This is a genomic window from Labilithrix sp., assembly GCA_019637155.1.
Taxonomy (GTDB): domain Bacteria; phylum Myxococcota_A; class Polyangia; order Polyangiales; family Polyangiaceae; genus Labilithrix.
This window is the reverse complement of record JAHBWE010000006.1, coordinates 179751-198734: the sequence shown is the minus strand read 5'-3', so window position 1 is coordinate 198734 and position 18984 is coordinate 179751. Positions and strand designations below refer to the sequence as shown.

Genomic DNA, 18984 nt, shown 5'->3' with positions numbered 1-18984 from the left:
ATGCGAACGCCGACCCCACACCGGAGCGTCAACACGTTGATCGGAAACGGGTGGCTGAAGGAGTCGCCGCGGAACCTCTGGCCGCGCGGGTGGGACATCAAGAGCCGCTCCGCGCTGAAGAAATGCGTCTTCTTGCCGATCCCGCCGGACGCGCAAGCGTTCCTGAATTCGCTGCCGCCGGCGAAGCCGATCGTGGCCGCGCCTTCGACGCCGGCGCCGAGGGCGAAGCGTCCGGACACGCCGCCGTTCCGTCGCGACCCCGCGCGGCACGCGAAGGTCCTGCCCGCGATGACGCCGGAGGACCTCGCCGCGATCCAGCGGCGGAAGCTCCACGCCGACGCGCAGCGCGCCGCCGCGGTGCGCGCGGGTCACGGCCACGGCGCGCTGGGCTCCACGCTGGAGTCGAACCGACCGCGCGCCTGGTACGAGGATCCGATCGCGCTCGGCACGCTCCTCATCATGGTCCCGCCGATCGGGCTCGCCGCGCTCTGGAGCAGCAAGCGCTACTCGAGCGACGCGCGCTGGGCGCTGACGGTGATGACGGGACTGACGCTGTGCCTCGGCGCGGCGGTCGTCGTCGCGCTGACCGCCCTCGCGCGCTGACACGTGCCGCGCGAGGACGTGACGTTCGAGTCCGGCGGCGTCCGCTGCGGAGCGTGGCTCTACCGTCCGTCGTCGTCCGCGCCGCACGCGTGCGTCGTCCTCGCGCACGGCTTCTCCGGGCTCCGTGGTCATCGGCTCGACGCGTTCGCCGAGCGCTTCGTCGCGGCGGGCCTCGCCGCGCTCGTCTTCGACTACCGTCACTTCGGCGCGAGCGAAGGTGAGCCGCGCGCGCTCGTCGACGTCGATCGCCAGCTCGCCGACTGGCGCGCGGCGGTGGCGTACGCGCGATCGATCGACGGCGTCGATCCGGATCGCGTCGCGATCTGGGGTTGTTCGATCGCGGGTGGACACGTGCTCGTCACCGCCGCGGCGCTCGCGGGGGACGTCGCCGCCGTCGTCGCGCTCACGCCGTTCGTCGACGGACGGGCGGTCGCGCTCCGGACTCCGCTCCTCGCGTCTCTGCGGCTGGTCTGGGCGGGCCTCTGCGACCGGATCGGATCGTGGCTCGGGCGCCCCCCGCGCATGATCGCGGTCGCGGGTCCGCCCGGCTCGGTCGCGATGCTCACGTCGCCCGACGCGGAGCCCGGCATCCTCGCGCTCGCCACCGGCGACGCGCCGGTCGACAACCGCGTCGCCGCGCGGATCGCGCTGCACATCCCGACCTATCGACCGATCCGCGCCGTCGCCGCGATCGCGGCGCCCGCCCTCGTCCAGGTCTGCGATCGCGACGCGATCGCGCCGCCCGAGCTCGCGGTGGCGGCGGCGAAGGCGATGCCGCGCGCGGTGGTGGAGCGGTATCCCTACGGGCACTTCGACGTGTACCTCGGCGAGGCGTTCGAGCGCGCCGTCACCGCGCAAGTCGCGTTCCTCCGTGAGCACCTCCGACCCTGACGGCGAAGAAAAATCGTGGACGCGTGGCGGGGCGCGGCCGCGCTTTGCGGACGGTGGTCGAAGGAGACACTCATGAAGCTGCTTCGTCCTCCGCCCGATCTCGCGGTCCTCGGTCTTCGCGCGATCCACATGGTCGGCACCTCCGACGGTCCGCTCCGCCCCGCCGTGCGCCGCCTCATGCTCGCGGCCCAGAGCACGTTCCTCGGGGTCGACGTCCCCGTCGACGACCTCGCGCCGATCGAGCCGGCCGAGCTCGCGCGCTCGTTCCCGCCGCCGCTGCGCGAGCAGATCGTCCGCGCGATGATCGTGGCGACGCTCGTCGACGGCGAGCCGAGCGCGGCCGCGACCGCGACCGTGCGGCGCTTCGCGAAGGAGCTCGAGGTCGACGAGCCGGGCCTCGACACGATCGAGCTCTTCGCGCGCCGCCACTTCACGCTCGGCAAGATCGACTACTTCCGTCGCTCGAACATCGCGCGCATGCTCCGCACCGAGCTCGAGGAGCACGGCCTCGTCGAGGGCGCGCTCCGCCTCTTCGGCGCGCGCGGCTGGCGCGAAGACCCGACCGTCGCGGCGCCGTTCGTCGCGCTCGGGGACCTGCCCGCGGGCACGCTCGGCCGCGCGCTCTTCACGCACTACCGCACGAACGGCTTCTCGTTCCCGGGCGAACGCAACGGCTTCCCGGAGGCCGGGGTCTACCACGACCTCACGCACGTCCTCGGCGGCTACGCGACGACGCCGCTCGGCGAGCTGCAGATCGGCGCGTTCAGCGCGGGCTACATCCGCGAGAGCCCGTTCTACGTCGCGATGCTCCCGCTCCTCCTCTTCTGCGCGGAGATCAACGTGACGCCGATCCCGCACGACCGCGTCGACGACCTCTTCAGCCACCCCGGCGTCGCGGAGCGATACATCCGCGCGCTCGAGCGCGGGAGCAAGGTGAAGCGCGATCTCTCCGACCGCTGGGACTTCTGGCCGGAGATGAGGCGACCGATCGACGACGTGCGGCGCGATCTGGGGATCGATCCGGACGAGGCGCCGCCGCCCGATCCCGTGCTCTCCTGAGCGTCATGGCACCTCGAAGCGCGGAGGAGCTCTTGCCCGTGCTCTACGACGAGCTCCGTCGTCTCGCGGGCGCGCAGATGGCGCGGCTGCGTCCGGGGCAGACGCTGCAGCCCACCGCGCTCGTCCACGAGGCGTACCTGAAGCTCGCCGGCGAGCGCGATCCGGGATGGAACGGACGCGGCCATTTCTTCGGCGCGGCCGCGCGGGCGATGCGCGACGTCATCGTCGATCACGCGCGCCGCCGCTCGGCGCAGAAGCGCGGCGGCGGCGCGGAGCCGCTCCGGCTCGACACCGATCTCGACGTCGCCGACGACGCGCCGCCGATCGACGACGTCCTCGCGATCGACGCAGCGCTCACCGCGCTCGAGCGCGAGCACCCGAGGAAGGTGGAGCTCGTCGTCCTCCGCTACTTCGGCGGCCTGACGATGGAGGAGACGGCCGACGCGCTCGCGATCCCGCTCCGAAGCGCGGAGCGCGAGTGGCGCTTCGCCCGCGCCCTCCTCGCGGAGGTGCTTTCTCTTTCAACGTCGGGGGCTTTGCCCCCGACACCCCCACCCCAGACACGGCCCTCGCGCTAGCGCGCTCGGGGCGCTTCGCGCCCGCTTTCGCGGCCGCTTCTGGGGCCCCGGGCGGGCTGCCCGACGGGCGCTCAACGGGTACGCTTTGGGTACGCTTTGGGTACGCTTTGGGGGCGAGGATGTCTGAGCCGATCGATGTGATTGCGTTCGATGAGACTGTCGCGGGGGCCGGGATCGGGCTCGATGCGACGGTTGCGACGGAGGGGGGCGCGGAGGCTGGGGTGCCAGGGGCGACGCTGCCGGGGCGCACGACCGTGCTGCCGCGCGTCGAGCTCGGTGGGCCGACGCCGCGGCTCGTCGTGCCGGGGAAGCCTCGGTACGAGCGGACGCGACGCCTCGGGGAGGGCGGCATCGGAGAGGTCCACGGCGCGCGCGACAACGACATCGAGCGCGACGTCGCGGTGAAGCGGCTCCGGCCCGAGGCGATGTCGCCCGCCGCGCTCCTCCGCTTCGTCGAGGAGGTCCGCACCGTCGGGCGGCTCGAGCACCCGAACATCGTGCCGATCCACGACGTCGGCGTGGACGAGCGCGGTGAGTACTACTTCGTGATGAAGTACGTCGACGGCGAGACGCTCGAGGACGTCGTCGACAAGCTCGCCGCGGGCGACCGGGCGTACCACGCGCGCTACACGTTCGAGCGGCGGGTGCAGATCGTCCACGCGCTCCTCGACGCGCTCGCGTTCGCGCACGAGCGGAGCATCATCCATCGCGACATCAAGCCCGCCAACGTGATGATCGGCCCGCACGGCGAGGTCATGCTGATGGACTGGGGGATCGCGAAGGACCTCGCCGCGGCGACGACCGACCTCGCCGCCGAGGAGGTCTGCCCGCACCCCGCGCGGAGGGGCGCGCTCTTCCAGACCGTCGCCGGACAGCTCGTCGGGACGCCGGCGTACATGGCGCCGGAGCAGGCGCGCGGAGAGCCGGTCGACGCGCGCTCCGACCTCTACTCGCTCTCGATGCTCTTCTACGAGCTCCTCACGCTGCAGCACCCGCTCGCGGACAAGGCCTCGCTCGCGGCGATGCTCGAGGGCGTGAAGAACGAGGACCCGCCGTTCGCGACGTCGGCGCGAAGCCCGCATCAACCGGCCGTCCCCGCCGAGCTCGCGTGGCTCGTGCGGCGAGGCCTCGCGAAGGATCCCGCCGCGCGGTTCCAGAGCGCGGGCGAGATGATCGATCGGCTCGCCCGCCGCGCCGAAGGCCAGATCCCGGTCCAGTGCCACATCACGTTGGTGAAGCGCGTGAACGGCGAGTGGACGCGCTTCGTCGATCGCCACCCCACCCTCATGACGATCGGCTTCGGCCTCGTCCTCCTCGGCTTCCTCGCCGGCATCGTCATGACCATCCTCCGCCTCGTCTGACCGGGTGACAGCGCGTGTTCGTCGCCGGCCGCCGGTGACGCATAATCGACGAATGACGAGCGGCGCAGCGGTCGACGGGGAACGGCTCGAGGCGCTCTTCGACGCCCTCGTCGATCTCGATACGACCGAGCTCGGTCGCCGCCTCGACGCGGAGTGCGCCGGCGAGCCCGCCCTGCGCGCCGCGCTCGAGCGACTGCTCGCCCGCGATCGCTCCGCGGCGAAGGACTTCCTCGCGCCCGACGCCGCGCGGGCGGCGCGCGCGCTCTCTACCCTCGTCGAAGCGGCGCACGGCGCCGAGCTGCGCGAGTCGGCGCAGGTCGGTCGCTACCGCGTGCTGCGCAAGCTCGCCGAGGGCGGAATGGGCGACGTCTACGTCGCGTACGACGAGTCGCTCGATCGCCGCGTCGCGCTGAAGGTCCTCCGCGCGACCCACGATCGAACGCCGTCCCTCCGCCGCGAAGCGCAGGCCCTCGCGCGCCTCGCCCACCCGAACGTCGTCGCGATCCACGAGGTCGGCGAGCACGAAGGCCGCCCCTACGTCGCGATGGAGCTCGTCGAAGGACGAACGCTCGCGGAGTGGCTCGAGCAAGAGCCACGGAGCGCGACCGAGATCCTCCGCGTCTTCGTCCAGTGCGGCCGCGCCCTCGTCGCCGCCCACGCCGCGTCGATCATCCATCGCGACTTCAAGCCGAGCAACGTGATCGTCGGCACCGACGGCCGCGCCCGCGTCCTGGACTTCGGCATTTCGCTCAGCGTCGGGGGCTTTGCCCCCGACACCCCCACCCCAGACACGGCCCTCGCGCGGAGCGCTCGGGGCGCTTCGCGCCCGCTTTCGCGGCCGCTTCTGGGGCCCGGGACGCCACAATTCATGTCGCCGGAGCAATTTGCGGGGGTTGGGGGGGAGGGGGTGACGGCGGCGAGCGATCAGTTCAGTTTTTCGGTCGCGCTTTATCGGGCGCTTTATCGTGCGGCGCCGTTTGCGGGGGACGACGTAGGCTCGCTGCGGCGGAACGTGCTCGCGGGGGCGCTGCGGCGGCCGCCGGCCGCGCCGGTCCCGGAGTGGATCCAGCCGATCCTGTTCCGCGGTCTCGCGCGCCACGCGGCGGCGCGGTTCGACTCGCTCGCGGAGATGCTGGCGGCGATCGAGCGCAAGCTGCCGCTCGATCCCGAGCTCGATCCGAGCACGAGCCTGCGCGGGCGGCGATGGCTCGTGGCGTTCATGCTCGGCGCGGCCGCGGTCGTCCTCGCGACCGTCGTCCTCGGCGGCGCGTTCGGCGCGATGACGTCGCGCCACCTCGTCACCGTCTCCGCGGTCGTGTTCGGCGGCGCGCTCGCGAGCGTCGTCGCGCTGCGGCGCCAGCTCTTCGCGAATCGATTCGGAGGACGGGTCGTGGCGGTCGTCCTCGTCACGACGGGCACGCTCCTCGGCCATCGCGTCCTCGCGCTCCGCTTCGGGCAGCCCGTGCCGCAGGTGATCGCGGTCGACCTGCTGGTGCTCGCGCTGGAGCTCGCGCTCGCGGCGTACCTCGTCCAGCGCGCGTTCGCGTGGTGCGCGGCGGTGTTCTTCGCCGGCGCGCTCGTGGCGACGTTCGCCCCCGCGTACGCGCTGCCCGCGATGGTGACCGCGACCTTCGGCGCGCTCGCGGGCATCTCGCTCGCGTGGCGCCGCGACTGACCCACCCGACCGACTCAGCCGAGCGCGCGCTTCACGATCGCCGGCGCGTGCCGGAGCGCGTGGTCGAGATCGAAGAGGTGCTCGAGCTCCTTCTTCTTGAGCCGCTTCTTCACGTCCTTGTCGGCGGCGAGGAGCTTGCGGAACGAGCCCTCGCCGCGCCACGCGCGCATCGCGTTGCGCTGCACCCAGACGTACGCCTCCTGCCGCGCGACGCCGGCCTCCACGAGCGCGAGGAGCACCGCCTCCGAGAAGTAGAGCTCCGCCGCGCGATCGAGGTTCGCCTTCATCTTCGCGTCGTAGACGACGAGGCCTTCGACGACGGAGCGCGTGCGATCGAGCATGAAGGCGAGGGTCGCGGTGGCGTCGGGCGCCATCATCCGCTCCGCCGACGAGTGCGAGATGTCACGCTCGTGCCAGAGCGCGACGTTCTCGAGCGCAGGGATGCAGAATGCACGGACCACGCGCGCGAGGCCGCAGAGGTTCTCGGTGAGGATCGGGTTCCGCTTGTGCGGCATCGCGCTCGAGCCCTTCTGCCCGACCGTGAACGCCTCCTCCGCCTCCCCCACCTCCGAGCGCTGCCAGTGGCGCACGTTGGTCGCGAGGCGCTCGATGCCCGCCGCCACGATCGCCATCGCGGCGAAGAGCTCGGCGTGCCGATCGCGCGGGACGACCTGCGTGCTCACCGTCTCGGGTGAGAGGCCGAGCGCGCCGAGCGCGGCCGCTTCGATCGCGGGCGAGAGGTGCGCGTAGGTGCCGACCGCGCCGGCGATCTTGCCGTACGCGATCGCCTTGCGCGCGCGGGCGAGGCGATCGCGACCGCGCTTCATCTCGGCGTGGTGCCCCGCGAGGACGACGCCGAACGTCACCGGCTCCGCGAAGATGCCGTGGCTGCGGCCGATCATCGGCGTCTTCACGTGCTCCTTCGCGCGCTTCGCGAGGGCGGCGAGGAGCTTGTCGGTGCGGGCGAGGAGGAGATCGGTCGCGTCGCGGAGGAGGATCGCGAAGCTCGAGTCGAGCACGTCGCTCGACGTCATGCCGCGATGGAGCCAGCGCGCCTCGGGGCCGGCGAGCTCCTCGACGTGGGTGAGGAACGCGATGACGTCGTGCTTCACCGTCCGCTCGATCTCCTCGATCCGCTTGGCGTCGAGCGAGAGCTTCAGCTTGCGGATGCGCGCGGCGACGCCCTTCGGGACGAGCTTCGCCGCCTCCATCGCCTCGCAAGCGGCGAGCTCGACCTCGAGCCACGTGGCGTAACGACGTTCCGGGGACCAGAGCGCGACGAGATCGGGCGGCGAATAGCGCGGGATCATGGGCCGGCCATATACCCCGCCCATCCGCGCGCCGGGTGTGCTATCGCGCGATGGCATGGGTGCTCTGGTCGACAAGCTCACGGACGAAGCGAAGAAGAAGGACGTCGTGAAGGATTGCTGCGACCTCATCGACGCCGAGGTGAAGGACAAGGGCGGCATCTCCGGGCTCGCGATCAAAGCGGGCTACGGCGCGGTGAAGGGCATCAAGCCCGGCTTCGTCGAGAACGTCGTCAACGATCTGCTCCCCGAGTTCGCGAAGGCGCTCGAGCCGACCTACGACGAGGCGAAGGAGAAGGGCGAGAGCGTCTCTTCGTACTTCACCTCGCACGCGAGCCAGGTCGCCGACGCGCTCCTCGCGATCACCGACGCGAAGGCGGCGCGCGCGAAGAGCGGCGCCGCGAAGGGCGCATACGACAAGCTCCGCAGCTCCGCGAAGAAGAACGTCGAGCAGGCGGTCCCGCGGCTCGGCAAGCTGGTCGAGAAGTACGGCTGACCGCGCCGCGCGCGCTCGCCCTCGCCCTCCTCGCCTCGTGCGGCGGACACCACCGGAGCCCGGCCGCGCGCGCGCCCGCGCCGGCCGGCGTCGTCGGCGACTACGCGGTCCGCTACGACGGCGCGAGCGAGCTCCACGTCGACGCGACGCTCTCGGTGCGCGCCGAGACGCTGGAGGTCGAGGACGGCGCCGAGCCGTACGTGTCGGCGGTGGAGGCGACGCCGCTCACCGGCCTCGAGCGCTGGTCGCCCGCGACGCGCGCCGGACGCACGTTCGTGCTCGCGGCCTGCGCGGCGGGCCCGTGCCGCCTCCGCTACCGCTACGCGCTGCGCGAAGCGGCGCGGCGCATCGACGAGCTCGAGGTCGCGAGCGAGGAGCGCGAGGTCATCGTCGCCCCGCCCTCGACGTGGCTCCTCACGCCGCCGAGACGTGACGAAGCGGCGCGCGTCCGCTTCCGCGTGGAGAGCGCGGCCGGCACGACGTTCGTGACCGGCGTGTACCGCTCGCGCGAGGCCCCAGACGCGTGGGACATCACGCTCGCCGACCTCTGGTCCTCGCCTTACTCCGTGTTCGGTCCGCTCCGCGTGACGAAGATGGGCAACTTCGAGCTCGCGATCGCGCCGGGGAAGATGGCGCTCACCGACGCGCAGATCGCCGCGTGGGCGAAGCGCGCGGAGGCGGCCGTCGTCGCGTACTATGGGACCTTCCCGCTGAAGGACTGGCTGCTCGTCGTCGTCCCCGGCCGCGGCCGCTGGATCGGCGAAGGCAAGACGCTGAGCGGCGGCGGCGGCGCGGTCTTCATGCGCGTCGGCGAGGCGGCGACGGCGATCGCGCTCGAGCGCGACTGGGTCCTCACCCACGAGATGACGCACCTCACGTTCCCCACCGTCGCGCGCGCGCACCACTGGGCGGAGGAGGGCGTCGCGACCTACGTCGAGCCGTTCGCGCGCGCGCGCATCGGCTGGCTCACGGCCGAGGAGGCGTGGAAGGGCCTCGTCCTCGGCGCGCCGAACGGCCTCCCGCGCGCCGGCGACGAAGGCCTCGATCGCACGCACACCTGGGGCCGCACCTACTGGGGCGGCGCGATCTTCTTCCTCTCCGCCGACGTCGAGATCCGCAAGCGCACGCACGGCCGCTACGGCCTCGAGCACGCGCTCCGCGGGATCAACGCCGCCGGCGGCACCAACGCCGTGCGCTGGCCGATCGCCAAGGCGCTCGCGACCGGCGACGAGGCGGTGGGCGTGCCGGTCCTCACCGAGCTCTACGCGAAGATGGGGAGCGCCCCCGGCACGATCGATCTCCCCGCGCTGTGGCGCGACCTCGGCGTCATCCATCGCGACGGCAAGATCACGTTCGACGACACCGCCCCGAGCGCGACGATCCGGCGCGCGATCACGACACCCTAGTCCTGGACGACGCTCAATCGCAGATCGGATCATCGCCGAAGCCCGACGATCCCGCGCACGGCACGAGCGAGAACGTGCCCTGGAAGGTGGAGAGGTCCTCGAACTCCGCCGTCACTTCCCCCTCGATCCGCTGGGCGTCGAGCCGCGTGATCTCGACCGTCGCCCTCGTCGCGGACGTCGCCGTGGCGTAGGACCGGTTCTTGTCGAGGCGGCCGGAGGGCGGACAATCGCTTCGCGGGCGGAAGAGGTCGACGTCGGAGACGGCGTGCCTACCGACGGCCGCGCCGACGCTGTGAAAGGCGACGTACGTCTCGTCCCGGCGATACCGATCTTCGTTCGTGGCCGCGCAGAGGTCCGCGACCTTGGTGGAGAAGACCAGGTGAAGCGCAGGCGCGTCGACGACGCCCCCGACATAGCCGCGCCCAGCGCGCACGACGCCGCCCTCGATCGCCAGCGTCTCGCCGCCGATCGTCGCGCGGGCGCTCACGCTCGTGGCCGGTTCGAGCGCCGGCGACGGATCCGGCGATGGATCCTCCGAGCACGCAGCGACGAGCAGAGAAGCAAGGAACGAAAACGCAAGGAGGCGCATGCCCGCCACGAGGCAGCGAGCGTGCCGTCACCGAAATACCCACATTCCTCGCGTGCGCATCGAGCGGAGACGCCGCCGACGGATCCTCACGCCGGTCACGGGCGTGAGCGGCGTCGTCAACCCGTCGAGCGGAGGCCCGCGGCGAGGCCGTTGATCGTGAGGAGGATCGCGCGCTGGAGCTCCGGCGGCGTCTTGCCGCTCGCGGCGCGCTTCTTCCGGAGGAGGTCGACCTGGATGAACGAGAGCGGATCGACGTAAGGGTTGCGCAGCTCGATCGAGCGCGCGAGCGTCGCGTCGGGGGCGAGGACGCCGGGCTGACCGAGGATCGCGCTCACCGCCCGCACCGCGCGGGCATGACCGAGCGCGATGCGGAGGAAGAGGCGCCGCTCCTCCGGCGTGGCGAGGGCGGCGTACTTCGCTGCGATCGCGACGTCGGCCTGCGCGAGCGCGACCGCGATCGCGTCGAGCGTCGTCGCGAAGAAGGGCCAGCGCGCGCGCATCTCGCGCACGTAGTCGAGGCCCTTCGCGCGCACGAGCCACGAGAGCGCGCGGCCGGCGCCGTACCATCCGGGGACCATTTGACGCGACTGCGTCCACGCGAAGACCCACGGGATCGCGCGGAGGTCCTCGAGCGCGACCGCCTTCTTCGCCGCGGCCGGCGCCTCGCTGTTGCCGGTGCGCCGCGCGGGGCGCGAGCCGATGTTGAGGCGCGGGATCTCCTCGATCGGCGTCGTCGCCGCGTAGTACGAAGGGAACACCTCGTGATGAACGAGGGCGCGGTACTGCTCCACGCTCGTGCGCGCGACCTCTTCGAAGACGGACTCGTACTCGCGGAGCTGCGCGTCGTCGTGCGGTCGCTCGGAGCGGAGCGTCTGCTCGATCACGCCGCCGACGGTGAGCTCGAGGTTCCGCTCCGCGATCTCGGGCACGAGGTACTTCCATCCGAGCACCTCTCCTTGCTCCGTGAGCTTGAAGCGACCGCGCACCGCGCCCGCGGGCAGGCTCTCGATCGCGCGCTGCGAGGGACCGCCGCCGCGGCCGATCGAGCCGCCGCGTCCGTGGAAGATCTTGAGCGTGAGGCCGCGCGCGCTCGCGACCGCGACGAGCTCCTGCTGCGCGCGGTAGAGCGCGAACGACGATCCGAGGATGCCGGCGTCCTTGTTCGAGTCGGAGTAGCCGAGCATGACCTCCTGCACGCCCGCGCGCTCGGCGAGGTAGGCGGCGTAGACGGGGCTCGCGGCGGCGCGATCGAGCTCCTTCGCCGAGCGCTGGAGATCGTCGAGCGTCTCGAAGAGCGGCACGATCGAGATCGCCTTCGCCGAGAGCCCGGCGAGCCGCGCGAGCAAGAGCGCGGCGAGCAGGTCCTCCGCGCCCCGCGTCATGCTGAGGATGAACGACTCGGCGCCGCCGTCGAACGTGAGCTCGCGGATGCGCGCGATCGCGCCGACCGCGCGGATGCCGTCGCCGTCCGGCGTCGCGAGCGTGGCCGGATCGCGCTCGAGCTGGGCGAGGTCGAGCGGCGCGTCCTCGGCGAGCCCGAGCGCGACGCGGGCGTCGGCGCGCACCCACTCGGCGGGGATGCGCACGTCGAGCCGCGCGAGGTGGAAGCGGAACGTCTGCACCTGACGGAGGAGCGCGCTCACGCGTTCGGCGCCCGCGCGCGCGCCCTTGTTCGCGAGGAGCGACGCGCGCACGACCTCGAGGTCTCGCGCGAAGTCGTCCGGCCCGCGGTACGCGCCGGGCTGGAGCGCGGGATCGCCGCCGTGCTTGCGGACGTCGAGGAGCGCGATGCGCGTCTCCCGCAGCCGCTCCGCGATGAAGCTGGTCTTGCGACGATAGGGCTCGCGCTCCGTCTTCGCCTCGAGCTTGGTCGCGAGCTCCGGCATCGACGCGCGGTCGGCCTCGAGCGATCGCAGGAGCTCCTCCGAGACGCCGATCCGCCGCGTGCTCTGCGAGAGCGCGCTCCCGAGCGACTCGACCGCGTGGACGTAGAGGTCGAGCACGCGCGTGGCGTGCGCGAGCGCGGTGTCGACCGCGACCTCGGGCGTGACGTTGGGGTTTCCATCCATGTCGGCGCCGACCCACGATCCGAAGGTGAGCACGGTCGGCACCGCGCACGTGGCTCCGAACGTCCGCGCGCACGCCGCCTCCATCGCGGCGTAGAAGCGGGGGACGAGCGGGAAGAGGATCTCCTCGAGGTAGAAGAGGACGTTCTTCACCTCGTCGCCGACGCGCGGCTTCTCTTGTCGGATCTCATCGCTCTGCCACAGCGTCGCGACCTCCTCCCGGATCGCTCGCTCCACCTCCTCCGTCTCCGCCGGCGTCAGCTCCGCGCGCTCACGCCGCGCGATGAGCGACACGAGCCGCCGGTGCTTCTCGAGCACGGTCCGCCGCTGCGCCTCGCTCGGGTGCGCGGTGAACACGAGCTCGACCCGCGTCTCGGCGAACAGCGCGGCGAAGCGCTCGGCGGTGACGCCTTCCTTCGCCATCGTCTCGAACACGACGTCGAGCGAGCCGGGCTGCGCCCTCCCCTCGCGCGCGTAGTCGCGCCGTCGCCGCGTGCGGTGGTGTTGCTCGGCGAGGTTCACGAGCTGGAAGTAGTGCGTGAACGCGCGCGCGACGCGCTCCGCCGTCTCGACGTCGAGCGCGGCGACGGCGGCCTCGAGCTTCGCCTCCGCCCCGGCGTCCCCGCTGCGCCGCTCCTTCGCGAGCGCGCGGATCGCCTCCTCGACGTCGAAGAGCCCCTGCCCCTCCTGCTCGACGAGCGTGTCACCGAGCACGCGCCCGAGGTACGAGACGTCGCGCCGCAGAGCATCGAAGGGATCGGCCATCCCCGCAGTGTCGCTCACCCACGCCACGGGCGCGATGCCATGCTGAGCCGCTGCGACGCTACGATCGCGGACGTGCCCACGCTCCTCGTTCGTCTTCCAGACGGCTCCGCCGTGACGTGCGAGCAGACGACCCCGTTCCGCCCGTTCACGTGCGAGGGCGAAGAAGGAGCCTGGTGCGAAGCGCGAGCGCCGGGCGGTGCTGCCTCGGCGCGGGCGAAGGTTGCGCGAAGACCCAGACCGCGTGCTGCGGCAACCTCCGCTGCACGCTCGAATTCGACCCGCTCCCGAAGTCGTACTGCCGCTGAGCCGCCGCCGCGACCCTGCTACACTCGAGCGATGCGGGGGAACGCGGTGCGGCTGACGCTGGCGACGACGATCGGAGCGCTGACCGGCTGCACGCTCCTCACGGCCGTCGGCGATCTCCGCGTCGTCGACGAGTCGCTGGACGGAGAGGGCGGCCTGGACGGGTCGGCCGTCTCGGCGCTCGCGGACGGCGCGGTCCAGGAACGAGATGCGGACGCGGCCGGCGGCGATCCGACCGGCGACGCCGGCGACGCCGCGACCGAAGACGGAGGCGATGCCGGGCCCCCGAGCTGCGTGGAGACGGGCGATCCCGACCTCATCGCCTACTACCCGCTCGACGACGCGACCGGAACGACGGTGCGCGACTGCTCGGGCAACGACCGTCACGGCGTCTTGAGGGGCAACGCGGGAGCGGCCGCGGGCTGGACGACGGCGGGACGTTTCGGCGGAGGGTACGTCCCGGGCGCGAGCCACATCGATCTCGGAGCGGTCGCGCCGCACCTCGACGAGAGCAAGCCCTTCACCGTCGCCGCGTGGGTCAACGCGAAGACCTTCTCGAACACGACGAACTCGACGTACGTCCTCGGCCGCTCCTCCGACACGGCATCCGCCGGCTGGCGCATCGGGACCGACGTGTCGAAGACGTGGGTGTCGAAGCTCCGCGAGACGTCGGCGGTGATCGCGCTCACCTCGAGCCCGTCGCAGCTCGAGAACACGTGGGTCCACCTGACGGCCACGTTCGGCGGGGGAGCCGCGGGCCTCTACTTGAACGGCGCGCTCGTCGACTCCGCGGCCGGCCTCGGCGCGATGGTCACCGACACCCCGGCGACGCTCAGGATCGGCAGCCGCAGCGACAACACGCAGTTCTTCGCCGGAACGATCGACGAGGTGCGCATCTACAAGCGCGCCCTCACCACAGCCGAGATCTCCGCGCTCGCGGCGAAAACGAAGTAGCCGGCCATAGGCCATTACCTCGTCGGCGCGAGCGTGCGCAGAGCCTCCGCGAGCAGCCCGCGCAGCGTCTCTCCCTCGAGCGCGACGAGCGCATCCATCGGCATTCGCGTATGCAGCTGCTTCGCGAGCAAGTAGCCAATGCAGTAGCCGGCGCGGCCGGGGCGGCGAGGGTCTTTCGACCGGAAGAGGAGATAATCGCCATAGTCGGCGACGTCCTTCGAGTCGAGCTTGGCCGTCACGTCGTCGACCAGGAAAGGGAGATTGGCCATGCACGTCTGCTCCATCCCCTTCGGAATATCGAGCAACAACGACGCTCGGGACGCGCCCGGAGTCGACCAATCGGAGACGTAGGTGGCGAGGCCTTCTTCCCATATCGCCGCATAGAGCGGCAATTCGCGCGCGCTCGAAGCGCAAAGTCAGGGCCCAACCGTTGGCCCGACCGGAGCGGCTCTCCGCTGCATCAGGGCCGCTTGCAGACGACCGACGCCTCGGCCTGCACGGGCGCGCTGTCGTTGAAAAACCCGCAGCGCCAGTAGAAAGGGAGGCTCGAACTGCCGCTGTTGCCCGAATAACTTATCGTGAGTCGCGCGCCGCTGTTCTGCGGCGCCGAACATCCACCGGTCACGGGGAAATCGAACGCACTTTTGCATGCGACTTCGTCCAACGTGACGGCTCCGCTGGAGACGAGAAACGTCTTCGAGACCGTGTAGTACTTCTGCCGCTCGGCGGCTTGGGCGGCCTGGAGTGTCTGCGGAGCGGACGGTTGCACCGACGGCGGCGCGACGGGTGGAGGGGCGCTCTTCGGCGGAGCCGTCGGCGCCGCGATGGCCGTACGGATCCCGAGCGTGACGACCCCGCCGAGCACGAAGGCGAGCGCGGTGCTGAAGACATGGGTGAGCTTCATGTGATGCCTCGAGGTTGAAGTCTAGGGTTTTGAGACGAGCCGCGCGACGCACGACGTCATCATGCAAGGAAAACCGCTATGCGCTCGGGACCGGCTCCTCGCCGTCGCAACGTCGCGCGGCGAGCTTGGCGATCAGCTCACCGCGCGAGGTCACGCCGAGCCGGCGGAAGACGCTGCCGATCTGGTGCGTGATCGTGTGCTCGCTCTTGCCGAGGCTTGCGGCGATCGCGGCGGTCTTCTCTCCGCTCACGACGCCGCGCAGCACGCGCCGCTCCGCCGGCGTCAAGGAAGCGAGCTCGTCGGGCGACGCGTCGGGCGGTGATCCCGAGAAGACGAGCAACTCGCGATCATCGACTGGGACGCGCGTGAGGCGCTCCGGTGGCGCGAGACGCGCGGCGAGCTCGACGCGCGAACGCACACGGAGCTTCTCGTAGACGCGGGCGAGGAGCCCGCTGATGGCCCCGACGCTGAGGCCGAGCTCGTAGGCGATGAGCTTCTGCGAGTGACCGCGGACGATCCAGCCCGCGATGGCGGCCTCTGTCTTCGTCAGCCCGCGTGGGTCATGCACGCCTGGAGCGTTCGCATAGGCGATCACGAAGCGCTGGCCGTCGGACTCGACGCGACCGACGAGCGTGTACGTTCCGCGCACGAGCGCGCTCCACGACGCCAGCACGTCGTCCGGGTCGGTGCGCGTGGCGCCTCTCCGCACGCGCGCCAGGTGGACGACGCGGTCGCGCAGCGAGGTGAGCGCGCTCTCGTGACCTCGTTCGACGTGGGCGACCTTTCCCGCCGGCGTGAAGATCGCGTCGGGCGTCGTCTGACCGGAGGCCAAGAGCCGGCGCGCCGCGGATACGTGCGCCGCGATCAACGACAGCCGCTTGCGCTGGGTCGGGACCAACCGAGCTCTCGCGCCCACGTTGAACGTGAGCAGTACGCCGCGCCCATCGGGGTCGACTGCGTTGACATAGAAGGCGTCCGCGTGGCTAGCTTCACGCGCTTGTGCGTGCTGGTCTGTCATGAGCTCGCCCATCGTCTCGCTGTAGAGGCCCGCGGGCTTCAAGCTGGCGAAGAGCCGGCGACGAAACTCGAGCGGCGCGACCTTGAAGCTCTGGTACGTCGCCTCGGCGAAGTCGGAGGGGCCGCCATCGACGATGGGGTACGAGATGTTCCACGACTCGGCCGGGCCGCGCGTGTCGTAGACGTAGGCGACTCCCGGGGGCCTCTCGGGCGTGAGCTTCCGCACTTCCGCGAGCACGGTCGGTAGCCACGTCGCGCGGGGCTCCGCGTAGATGGAATCCACGAGCTCGACGAGTGAGCGCCCCGAGGACCGAATCGCTGACACGGACTTCAGATTTTCACGCAACAGCGAGGCCGGTCAACGCGTGTCGAGATCGAGCTCACTGCGTACGGAAGCGCGCTATGGCGGCGCGCGCTCCGAAGATGGGAGCGTCGAAGCGTGTTCAACGTTCGGATCATCGCGTCGCTATACCGAGAGCACGCTGGCGCGCGCCTCGGTGCCGTGCGATCGGGCGAAGCGGTCGACAAGGGACGCTCGCTCCGGTTCGAAGTTCAGACCGTCGACGGTCTCCGTCACACCGCGATCACGCGCTGGGCGGTGGGAGGGAAGAGCCAACTCTTTCTTCTCACCGTCGCCGGACACATGAACGTGACGATGACGAAGAAGTACCTGGGCAAAGCCGCGAGCGTCAGCGCGAAGTTCGGCACGCCGCACCCGCCGCTCCCGGCGAGCATCCTCGGTGGCGCTGAGGTGATCGTGCTTCGCCCCGCAAGCAACGGCTGAAACACGAGGGCCCAGCGAATGGCGGCGCTGGGCCTTTGTTCGAGCGATGACTTCGCGCACCTGCTTGCAAAACCAAGCAGCCGATAGCGCGACTAGAGCTGTGTATGTCCGGCCATCAGACCGCCTAGTCCGACGACGTCGATGAGACGGATGTCGTGACCAGACGCAATCAGCTTCTGCGTCGCGTTCACGGCAGGCTTGGTGAACCGGCTGTTTGTAATCACGCTCGCGGCGTGACACCGAAACAGGTCGGCGCCCATGTGCGCTTCTTGGATGGCTTTGATCCCGACGCGAGTCCCAGAGGGATAGCCCTTCGCTTGCACCGCGATCCTTTTTCGAGCCGCGGTTGTCAGAATGAGATCGACGCCCATGTCACTCGTGGCGCAGGAAACACGAAGGCCCAGCGACTCATCGAGTGCTGGGCCTCCCTGGGGGCCTCCCCACTCTTGGAAGTGCTGGGACGCCTTCTTTTTCGTAGCGGATCTTGTGGGCCAACCGGGACTTGAACCCGAAACCAATGGATTAAGAGTCCACTGCTCTACCAATTGAGCTATTGGCCCGTGAGGGAGCGCGTACTTACTGAGCGGCGCGCGGGGTGTCAAGCGCCGCCGTGCACGGTGCTAGAGTCGCGCGGCGATGGTCGGTCTCTACCGCAAGATCCTCGGGCATCCGTTCGTCTACGAGCAGGTTCGGCCGCGTGTCGTGGGGGGGATCGACATGCGGCCGCTCTACGAGATGCTGCCTGACCCCGCTCGGCACTCGATCCTCGACGTCGGGTGCGGGACCGGGGATGCGCTCCGGTACCTCGACCGGTTCGAGCGGTACCTCGGGATCGATACCGACCCCGTCGCGATCGCGGCGGCGGAGAAGCGGTGGGGGAACGATCCGCGCGTCAGGTTCGAGTGCCGCGTCGTCCACGCCGCCGACGTCGTGGAGCTCGAGCCCACCGGCGTCGTGCTGTCCGGTGTGCTGCATCACCTCACGAACGAGGAAGCGGTGGGCGCGCTCCGCATGGCAGCCGGGTCGCCGCGGCTCGCGCGCGTCGTCACGAACGACATCGTGTTCGTCCCCGGCATGCTGTTCAACAACGTGCTCGCGATGATGGACCGCGGCCGGTACTGCCGCACGCCCGACGCCTACGCCGCGCTCGCGCGCGACGCCGGGCTCGAGGTCGAGGTCGCGAAGTCGATCACCTCGAGCCCCACCAGCGACCGCGTCCGGTACCACGCGATGGCGTTGAGGCCGCGATGAAGAAGGTCCTCGTCACCGGCGGCGCCGGGTACATCGGCTCGCACATGGTCGCGGCGCTGCTCGAGGCGGGGCATCGCGTGACCGTGCTCGACGACCTCTCGACCGGGCACCGCGAGCAGGTGCCCGCCGCCGCGAGCTTCGCCCTTGGCGACGTCGCGAACGCGCGGGAGCTGCTCGTTCGGGAGCGGTTCGACGGCGTCATCCACTTCGCGGCGAAGATCCGGGTGGAGGAGTCGGTCGCGAATCCGCGGCTCTACTTCCACGCGAACACGATGAAGTCGCTCGCGCTCCTCGACGCGATGATCGACGCGAAGGAGGCGGGCGCGCCGCTACCGTCGATCGTGTTCTCGTCGACCGCGGCGGTGTACGGCACGCCGGAGAGCGTTCCGATCGACGAGGATCATCCGAAGCGGCCCGAGAGCCCGTACGGCAGCTCGAAGCTCGCGATCGAGCACGCGCTCGACGCCTACGGCAAGGCGTACGGACTGCGCTGGGCCGCGCTCCGCTACTTCAACGCCGCGGGCGCGCATCCCGAGGCCGGGCTCGGCGAGCGGCACGAGCCGGAGACGCACCTGATCCCGATCGTGCTCGAGGTCGCGGCCGGGGAGCGGAAGCACCTCACGATGTTCGGCACGGATTGGGACACGCCCGACGGCACGTGTGTCCGCGACTACATCCACGTGCGGGACCTCGCCGCCGCGCACCTCGCCGCGATCGAGCACCTCGGGCGCGGGGGGGCGTCCGGGGCGTTCAACTGCGGGACGGGGAAGGGCACGAGCGTGCGGGAGATCGTCCGTGCGGTGGAGCGCGTCACCGGGAAGACGGTCACGGTGGTGGAGTCGCCGCGGCGGGCGGGGGATCCGGCGGTGCTCGTCGCCAAGGTGGACCGCGCGGCGGAGGTCCTCGGCTGGCGCGCCGAGCGGACCGACCTGGACGCGATCGTGAGCGACGCGTGGGCGTTCAAAATGCGGTAGA

General features: G+C 71.0%; 19 protein-coding genes and 1 tRNA gene. 12 read left to right on the top strand and 8 right to left on the bottom strand.

The window, feature by feature from the left end; translation table 11 throughout:
• The 6 genes from KF837_14245 to KF837_14220 all read left to right on the top strand — a co-directional run bounded on the left by KF837_14245 (window position 1) and on the right by KF837_14220 (window position 6167).
• Complete coding sequence (locus KF837_14245) at window positions 1–603, top strand: hypothetical protein (protein ID MBX3228476.1); 603 nt, start codon at window positions 1–3, stop codon at window positions 601–603.
• A 3-nt stretch (window positions 604–606) separates the two neighbouring features.
• The gene (locus KF837_14240) at window positions 607–1494 is read left to right on the top strand and encodes an alpha/beta fold hydrolase (protein MBX3228475.1); all 888 of its coding nucleotides are present in this window, start codon (window positions 607–609) and stop codon (window positions 1492–1494) included.
• Between the two features lie 72 nt (window positions 1495–1566).
• Complete coding sequence (locus tag KF837_14235) at window positions 1567–2553, top strand: hypothetical protein (GenBank protein MBX3228474.1); 987 nt, start codon at window positions 1567–1569, stop codon at window positions 2551–2553.
• 5 nt (window positions 2554–2558) lie between these two features.
• The gene (locus KF837_14230; GenBank protein MBX3228473.1) at window positions 2559–3131 is read left to right on the top strand and encodes an RNA polymerase subunit sigma; all 573 of its coding nucleotides are present in this window, start codon (window positions 2559–2561) and stop codon (window positions 3129–3131) included.
• Window positions 3132–3352: 221 nt separating this feature from the next.
• The gene (locus tag KF837_14225; protein MBX3228472.1) at window positions 3353–4492 is read left to right on the top strand and encodes a serine/threonine protein kinase; all 1140 of its coding nucleotides are present in this window, start codon (window positions 3353–3355) and stop codon (window positions 4490–4492) included.
• Between the two features lie 52 nt (window positions 4493–4544).
• A complete protein-coding gene (locus KF837_14220) occupies window positions 4545–6167 on the top strand; it encodes a serine/threonine protein kinase (protein ID MBX3228471.1) in 1623 nt (540 codons plus the stop codon).
• Window positions 6168–6181: 14 nt separating this feature from the next.
• On the opposite strand, the gene KF837_14215 is transcribed toward KF837_14220, so the two are convergent.
• Window positions 6182–7477: an adenylosuccinate lyase gene (locus tag KF837_14215; GenBank protein MBX3228470.1), complete on the bottom strand. Its 1296-nt coding sequence runs from the start codon at window positions 7475–7477 to the stop codon at window positions 6182–6184.
• Window positions 7478–7532: 55 nt separating this feature from the next.
• Between KF837_14215 and KF837_14210 the strand changes: the two genes are divergently transcribed.
• The gene (locus KF837_14210) at window positions 7533–7970 is read left to right on the top strand and encodes a hypothetical protein (protein MBX3228469.1); all 438 of its coding nucleotides are present in this window, start codon (window positions 7533–7535) and stop codon (window positions 7968–7970) included.
• A gap of 155 nt (window positions 7971–8125) precedes the next feature.
• Window positions 8126–9376 carry a hypothetical protein gene (locus KF837_14205; protein MBX3228468.1) on the top strand — a complete coding sequence of 417 codons (1251 nt, stop codon included), beginning with the start codon at window positions 8126–8128 and terminating at the stop codon, window positions 9374–9376.
• 13 nt (window positions 9377–9389) lie between these two features.
• Here KF837_14205 and KF837_14200 read toward each other — a convergent pair whose 3' ends face one another.
• Window positions 9390–9965 carry a hypothetical protein gene (locus KF837_14200; GenBank protein MBX3228467.1) on the bottom strand — a complete coding sequence of 192 codons (576 nt, stop codon included), beginning with the start codon at window positions 9963–9965 and terminating at the stop codon, window positions 9390–9392.
• A 116-nt stretch (window positions 9966–10081) separates the two neighbouring features.
• Window positions 10082–12796, bottom strand: a complete 2715-nt coding sequence (locus KF837_14195; protein ID MBX3228466.1) for a phosphoenolpyruvate carboxylase — start codon at window positions 12794–12796, stop codon at window positions 10082–10084.
• Between the two features lie 336 nt (window positions 12797–13132).
• On the opposite strand from KF837_14195, the gene KF837_14190 reads away from it, so the two are divergent.
• On the top strand, window positions 13133–14053 hold the full coding sequence (locus tag KF837_14190) for a LamG domain-containing protein (protein MBX3228465.1): 921 nt from the start codon (window positions 13133–13135) through the stop codon (window positions 14051–14053).
• A 14-nt stretch (window positions 14054–14067) separates the two neighbouring features.
• On the opposite strand, the gene KF837_14185 is transcribed toward KF837_14190, so the two are convergent.
• From KF837_14185 to KF837_14175, 3 genes are all read right to left on the bottom strand, one after another.
• Window positions 14068–14322, bottom strand: coding sequence for a hypothetical protein (locus tag KF837_14185; protein ID MBX3228464.1), 255 nt, complete (start codon window positions 14320–14322; stop codon window positions 14068–14070).
• A 191-nt stretch (window positions 14323–14513) separates the two neighbouring features.
• Window positions 14514–14957, bottom strand: a complete 444-nt coding sequence (locus KF837_14180; protein MBX3228463.1) for a hypothetical protein — start codon at window positions 14955–14957, stop codon at window positions 14514–14516.
• Window positions 14958–15033: 76 nt separating this feature from the next.
• The gene (locus KF837_14175; GenBank protein ID MBX3228462.1) at window positions 15034–16257 is read right to left on the bottom strand and encodes a helix-turn-helix transcriptional regulator; all 1224 of its coding nucleotides are present in this window, start codon (window positions 16255–16257) and stop codon (window positions 15034–15036) included.
• Between the two features lie 219 nt (window positions 16258–16476).
• On the opposite strand from KF837_14175, the gene KF837_14170 reads away from it, so the two are divergent.
• Window positions 16477–16758: a hypothetical protein gene (locus tag KF837_14170; protein MBX3228461.1), complete on the top strand. Its 282-nt coding sequence runs from the start codon at window positions 16477–16479 to the stop codon at window positions 16756–16758.
• A gap of 92 nt (window positions 16759–16850) precedes the next feature.
• Here KF837_14170 and KF837_14165 read toward each other — a convergent pair whose 3' ends face one another.
• Entirely contained in the window at window positions 16851–17129 is a 279-nt protein-coding gene (locus KF837_14165; protein ID MBX3228460.1) for a restriction endonuclease, read from the bottom strand.
• Between the two features lie 116 nt (window positions 17130–17245).
• Window positions 17246–17318: transfer RNA gene (locus KF837_14160), tRNA-Lys, on the bottom strand.
• A 76-nt stretch (window positions 17319–17394) separates the two neighbouring features.
• Between KF837_14160 and KF837_14155 the strand changes: the two genes are divergently transcribed.
• Together KF837_14155 and galE are read left to right on the top strand one after the other, a co-directional pair.
• Window positions 17395–18009 carry a class I SAM-dependent methyltransferase gene (locus KF837_14155; protein MBX3228459.1) on the top strand — a complete coding sequence of 205 codons (615 nt, stop codon included), beginning with the start codon at window positions 17395–17397 and terminating at the stop codon, window positions 18007–18009.
• The gene (gene galE / locus KF837_14150; protein ID MBX3228458.1) at window positions 18006–18983 is read left to right on the top strand and encodes a UDP-glucose 4-epimerase GalE; all 978 of its coding nucleotides are present in this window, start codon (window positions 18006–18008) and stop codon (window positions 18981–18983) included. Before KF837_14155 ends, galE begins: the two co-directional genes overlap by 4 nt.
• Window position 18984: the final 1 nt, after the last annotated feature.

Excerpts from the sequence above, each read along its gene's own strand:
- galE (MBX3228458.1), top strand. The coding sequence starts at position 18,006 with ATGAAGAAGGTCCTCGTCACCGGCGGCGCCGGGTACATCGGCTCGCAC.
- KF837_14235 (MBX3228474.1), top strand. The coding sequence starts at position 1,567 with ATGAAGCTGCTTCGTCCTCCGCCCGATCTCGCGGTCCTCGGTCTTCGC.
- KF837_14155 (MBX3228459.1), top strand. The coding sequence starts at position 17,395 with ATGGTCGGTCTCTACCGCAAGATCCTCGGGCATCCGTTCGTCTACGAG.
- KF837_14180 (MBX3228463.1), bottom strand. The coding sequence starts at position 14,957 with ATGAAGCTCACCCATGTCTTCAGCACCGCGCTCGCCTTCGTGCTCGGC.
- KF837_14195 (MBX3228466.1), bottom strand. The coding sequence starts at position 12,796 with ATGGCCGATCCCTTCGATGCTCTGCGGCGCGACGTCTCGTACCTCGGG.
- KF837_14220 (MBX3228471.1), top strand. The coding sequence starts at position 4,545 with ATGACGAGCGGCGCAGCGGTCGACGGGGAACGGCTCGAGGCGCTCTTC.
- KF837_14185 (MBX3228464.1), bottom strand. The coding sequence starts at position 14,322 with ATGGCCAATCTCCCTTTCCTGGTCGACGACGTGACGGCCAAGCTCGAC.
- KF837_14215 (MBX3228470.1), bottom strand. The coding sequence starts at position 7,477 with ATGATCCCGCGCTATTCGCCGCCCGATCTCGTCGCGCTCTGGTCCCCG.
- KF837_14230 (MBX3228473.1), top strand. The coding sequence starts at position 2,559 with ATGGCACCTCGAAGCGCGGAGGAGCTCTTGCCCGTGCTCTACGACGAG.
- KF837_14165 (MBX3228460.1), bottom strand. The coding sequence starts at position 17,129 with ATGGGCGTCGATCTCATTCTGACAACCGCGGCTCGAAAAAGGATCGCG.
- KF837_14200 (MBX3228467.1), bottom strand. The coding sequence starts at position 9,965 with ATGCGCCTCCTTGCGTTTTCGTTCCTTGCTTCTCTGCTCGTCGCTGCG.
- KF837_14190 (MBX3228465.1), top strand. The coding sequence starts at position 13,133 with ATGCGGGGGAACGCGGTGCGGCTGACGCTGGCGACGACGATCGGAGCG.
- KF837_14210 (MBX3228469.1), top strand. The coding sequence starts at position 7,533 with ATGGGTGCTCTGGTCGACAAGCTCACGGACGAAGCGAAGAAGAAGGAC.
- KF837_14245 (MBX3228476.1), top strand. The coding sequence starts at position 1 with ATGCGAACGCCGACCCCACACCGGAGCGTCAACACGTTGATCGGAAAC.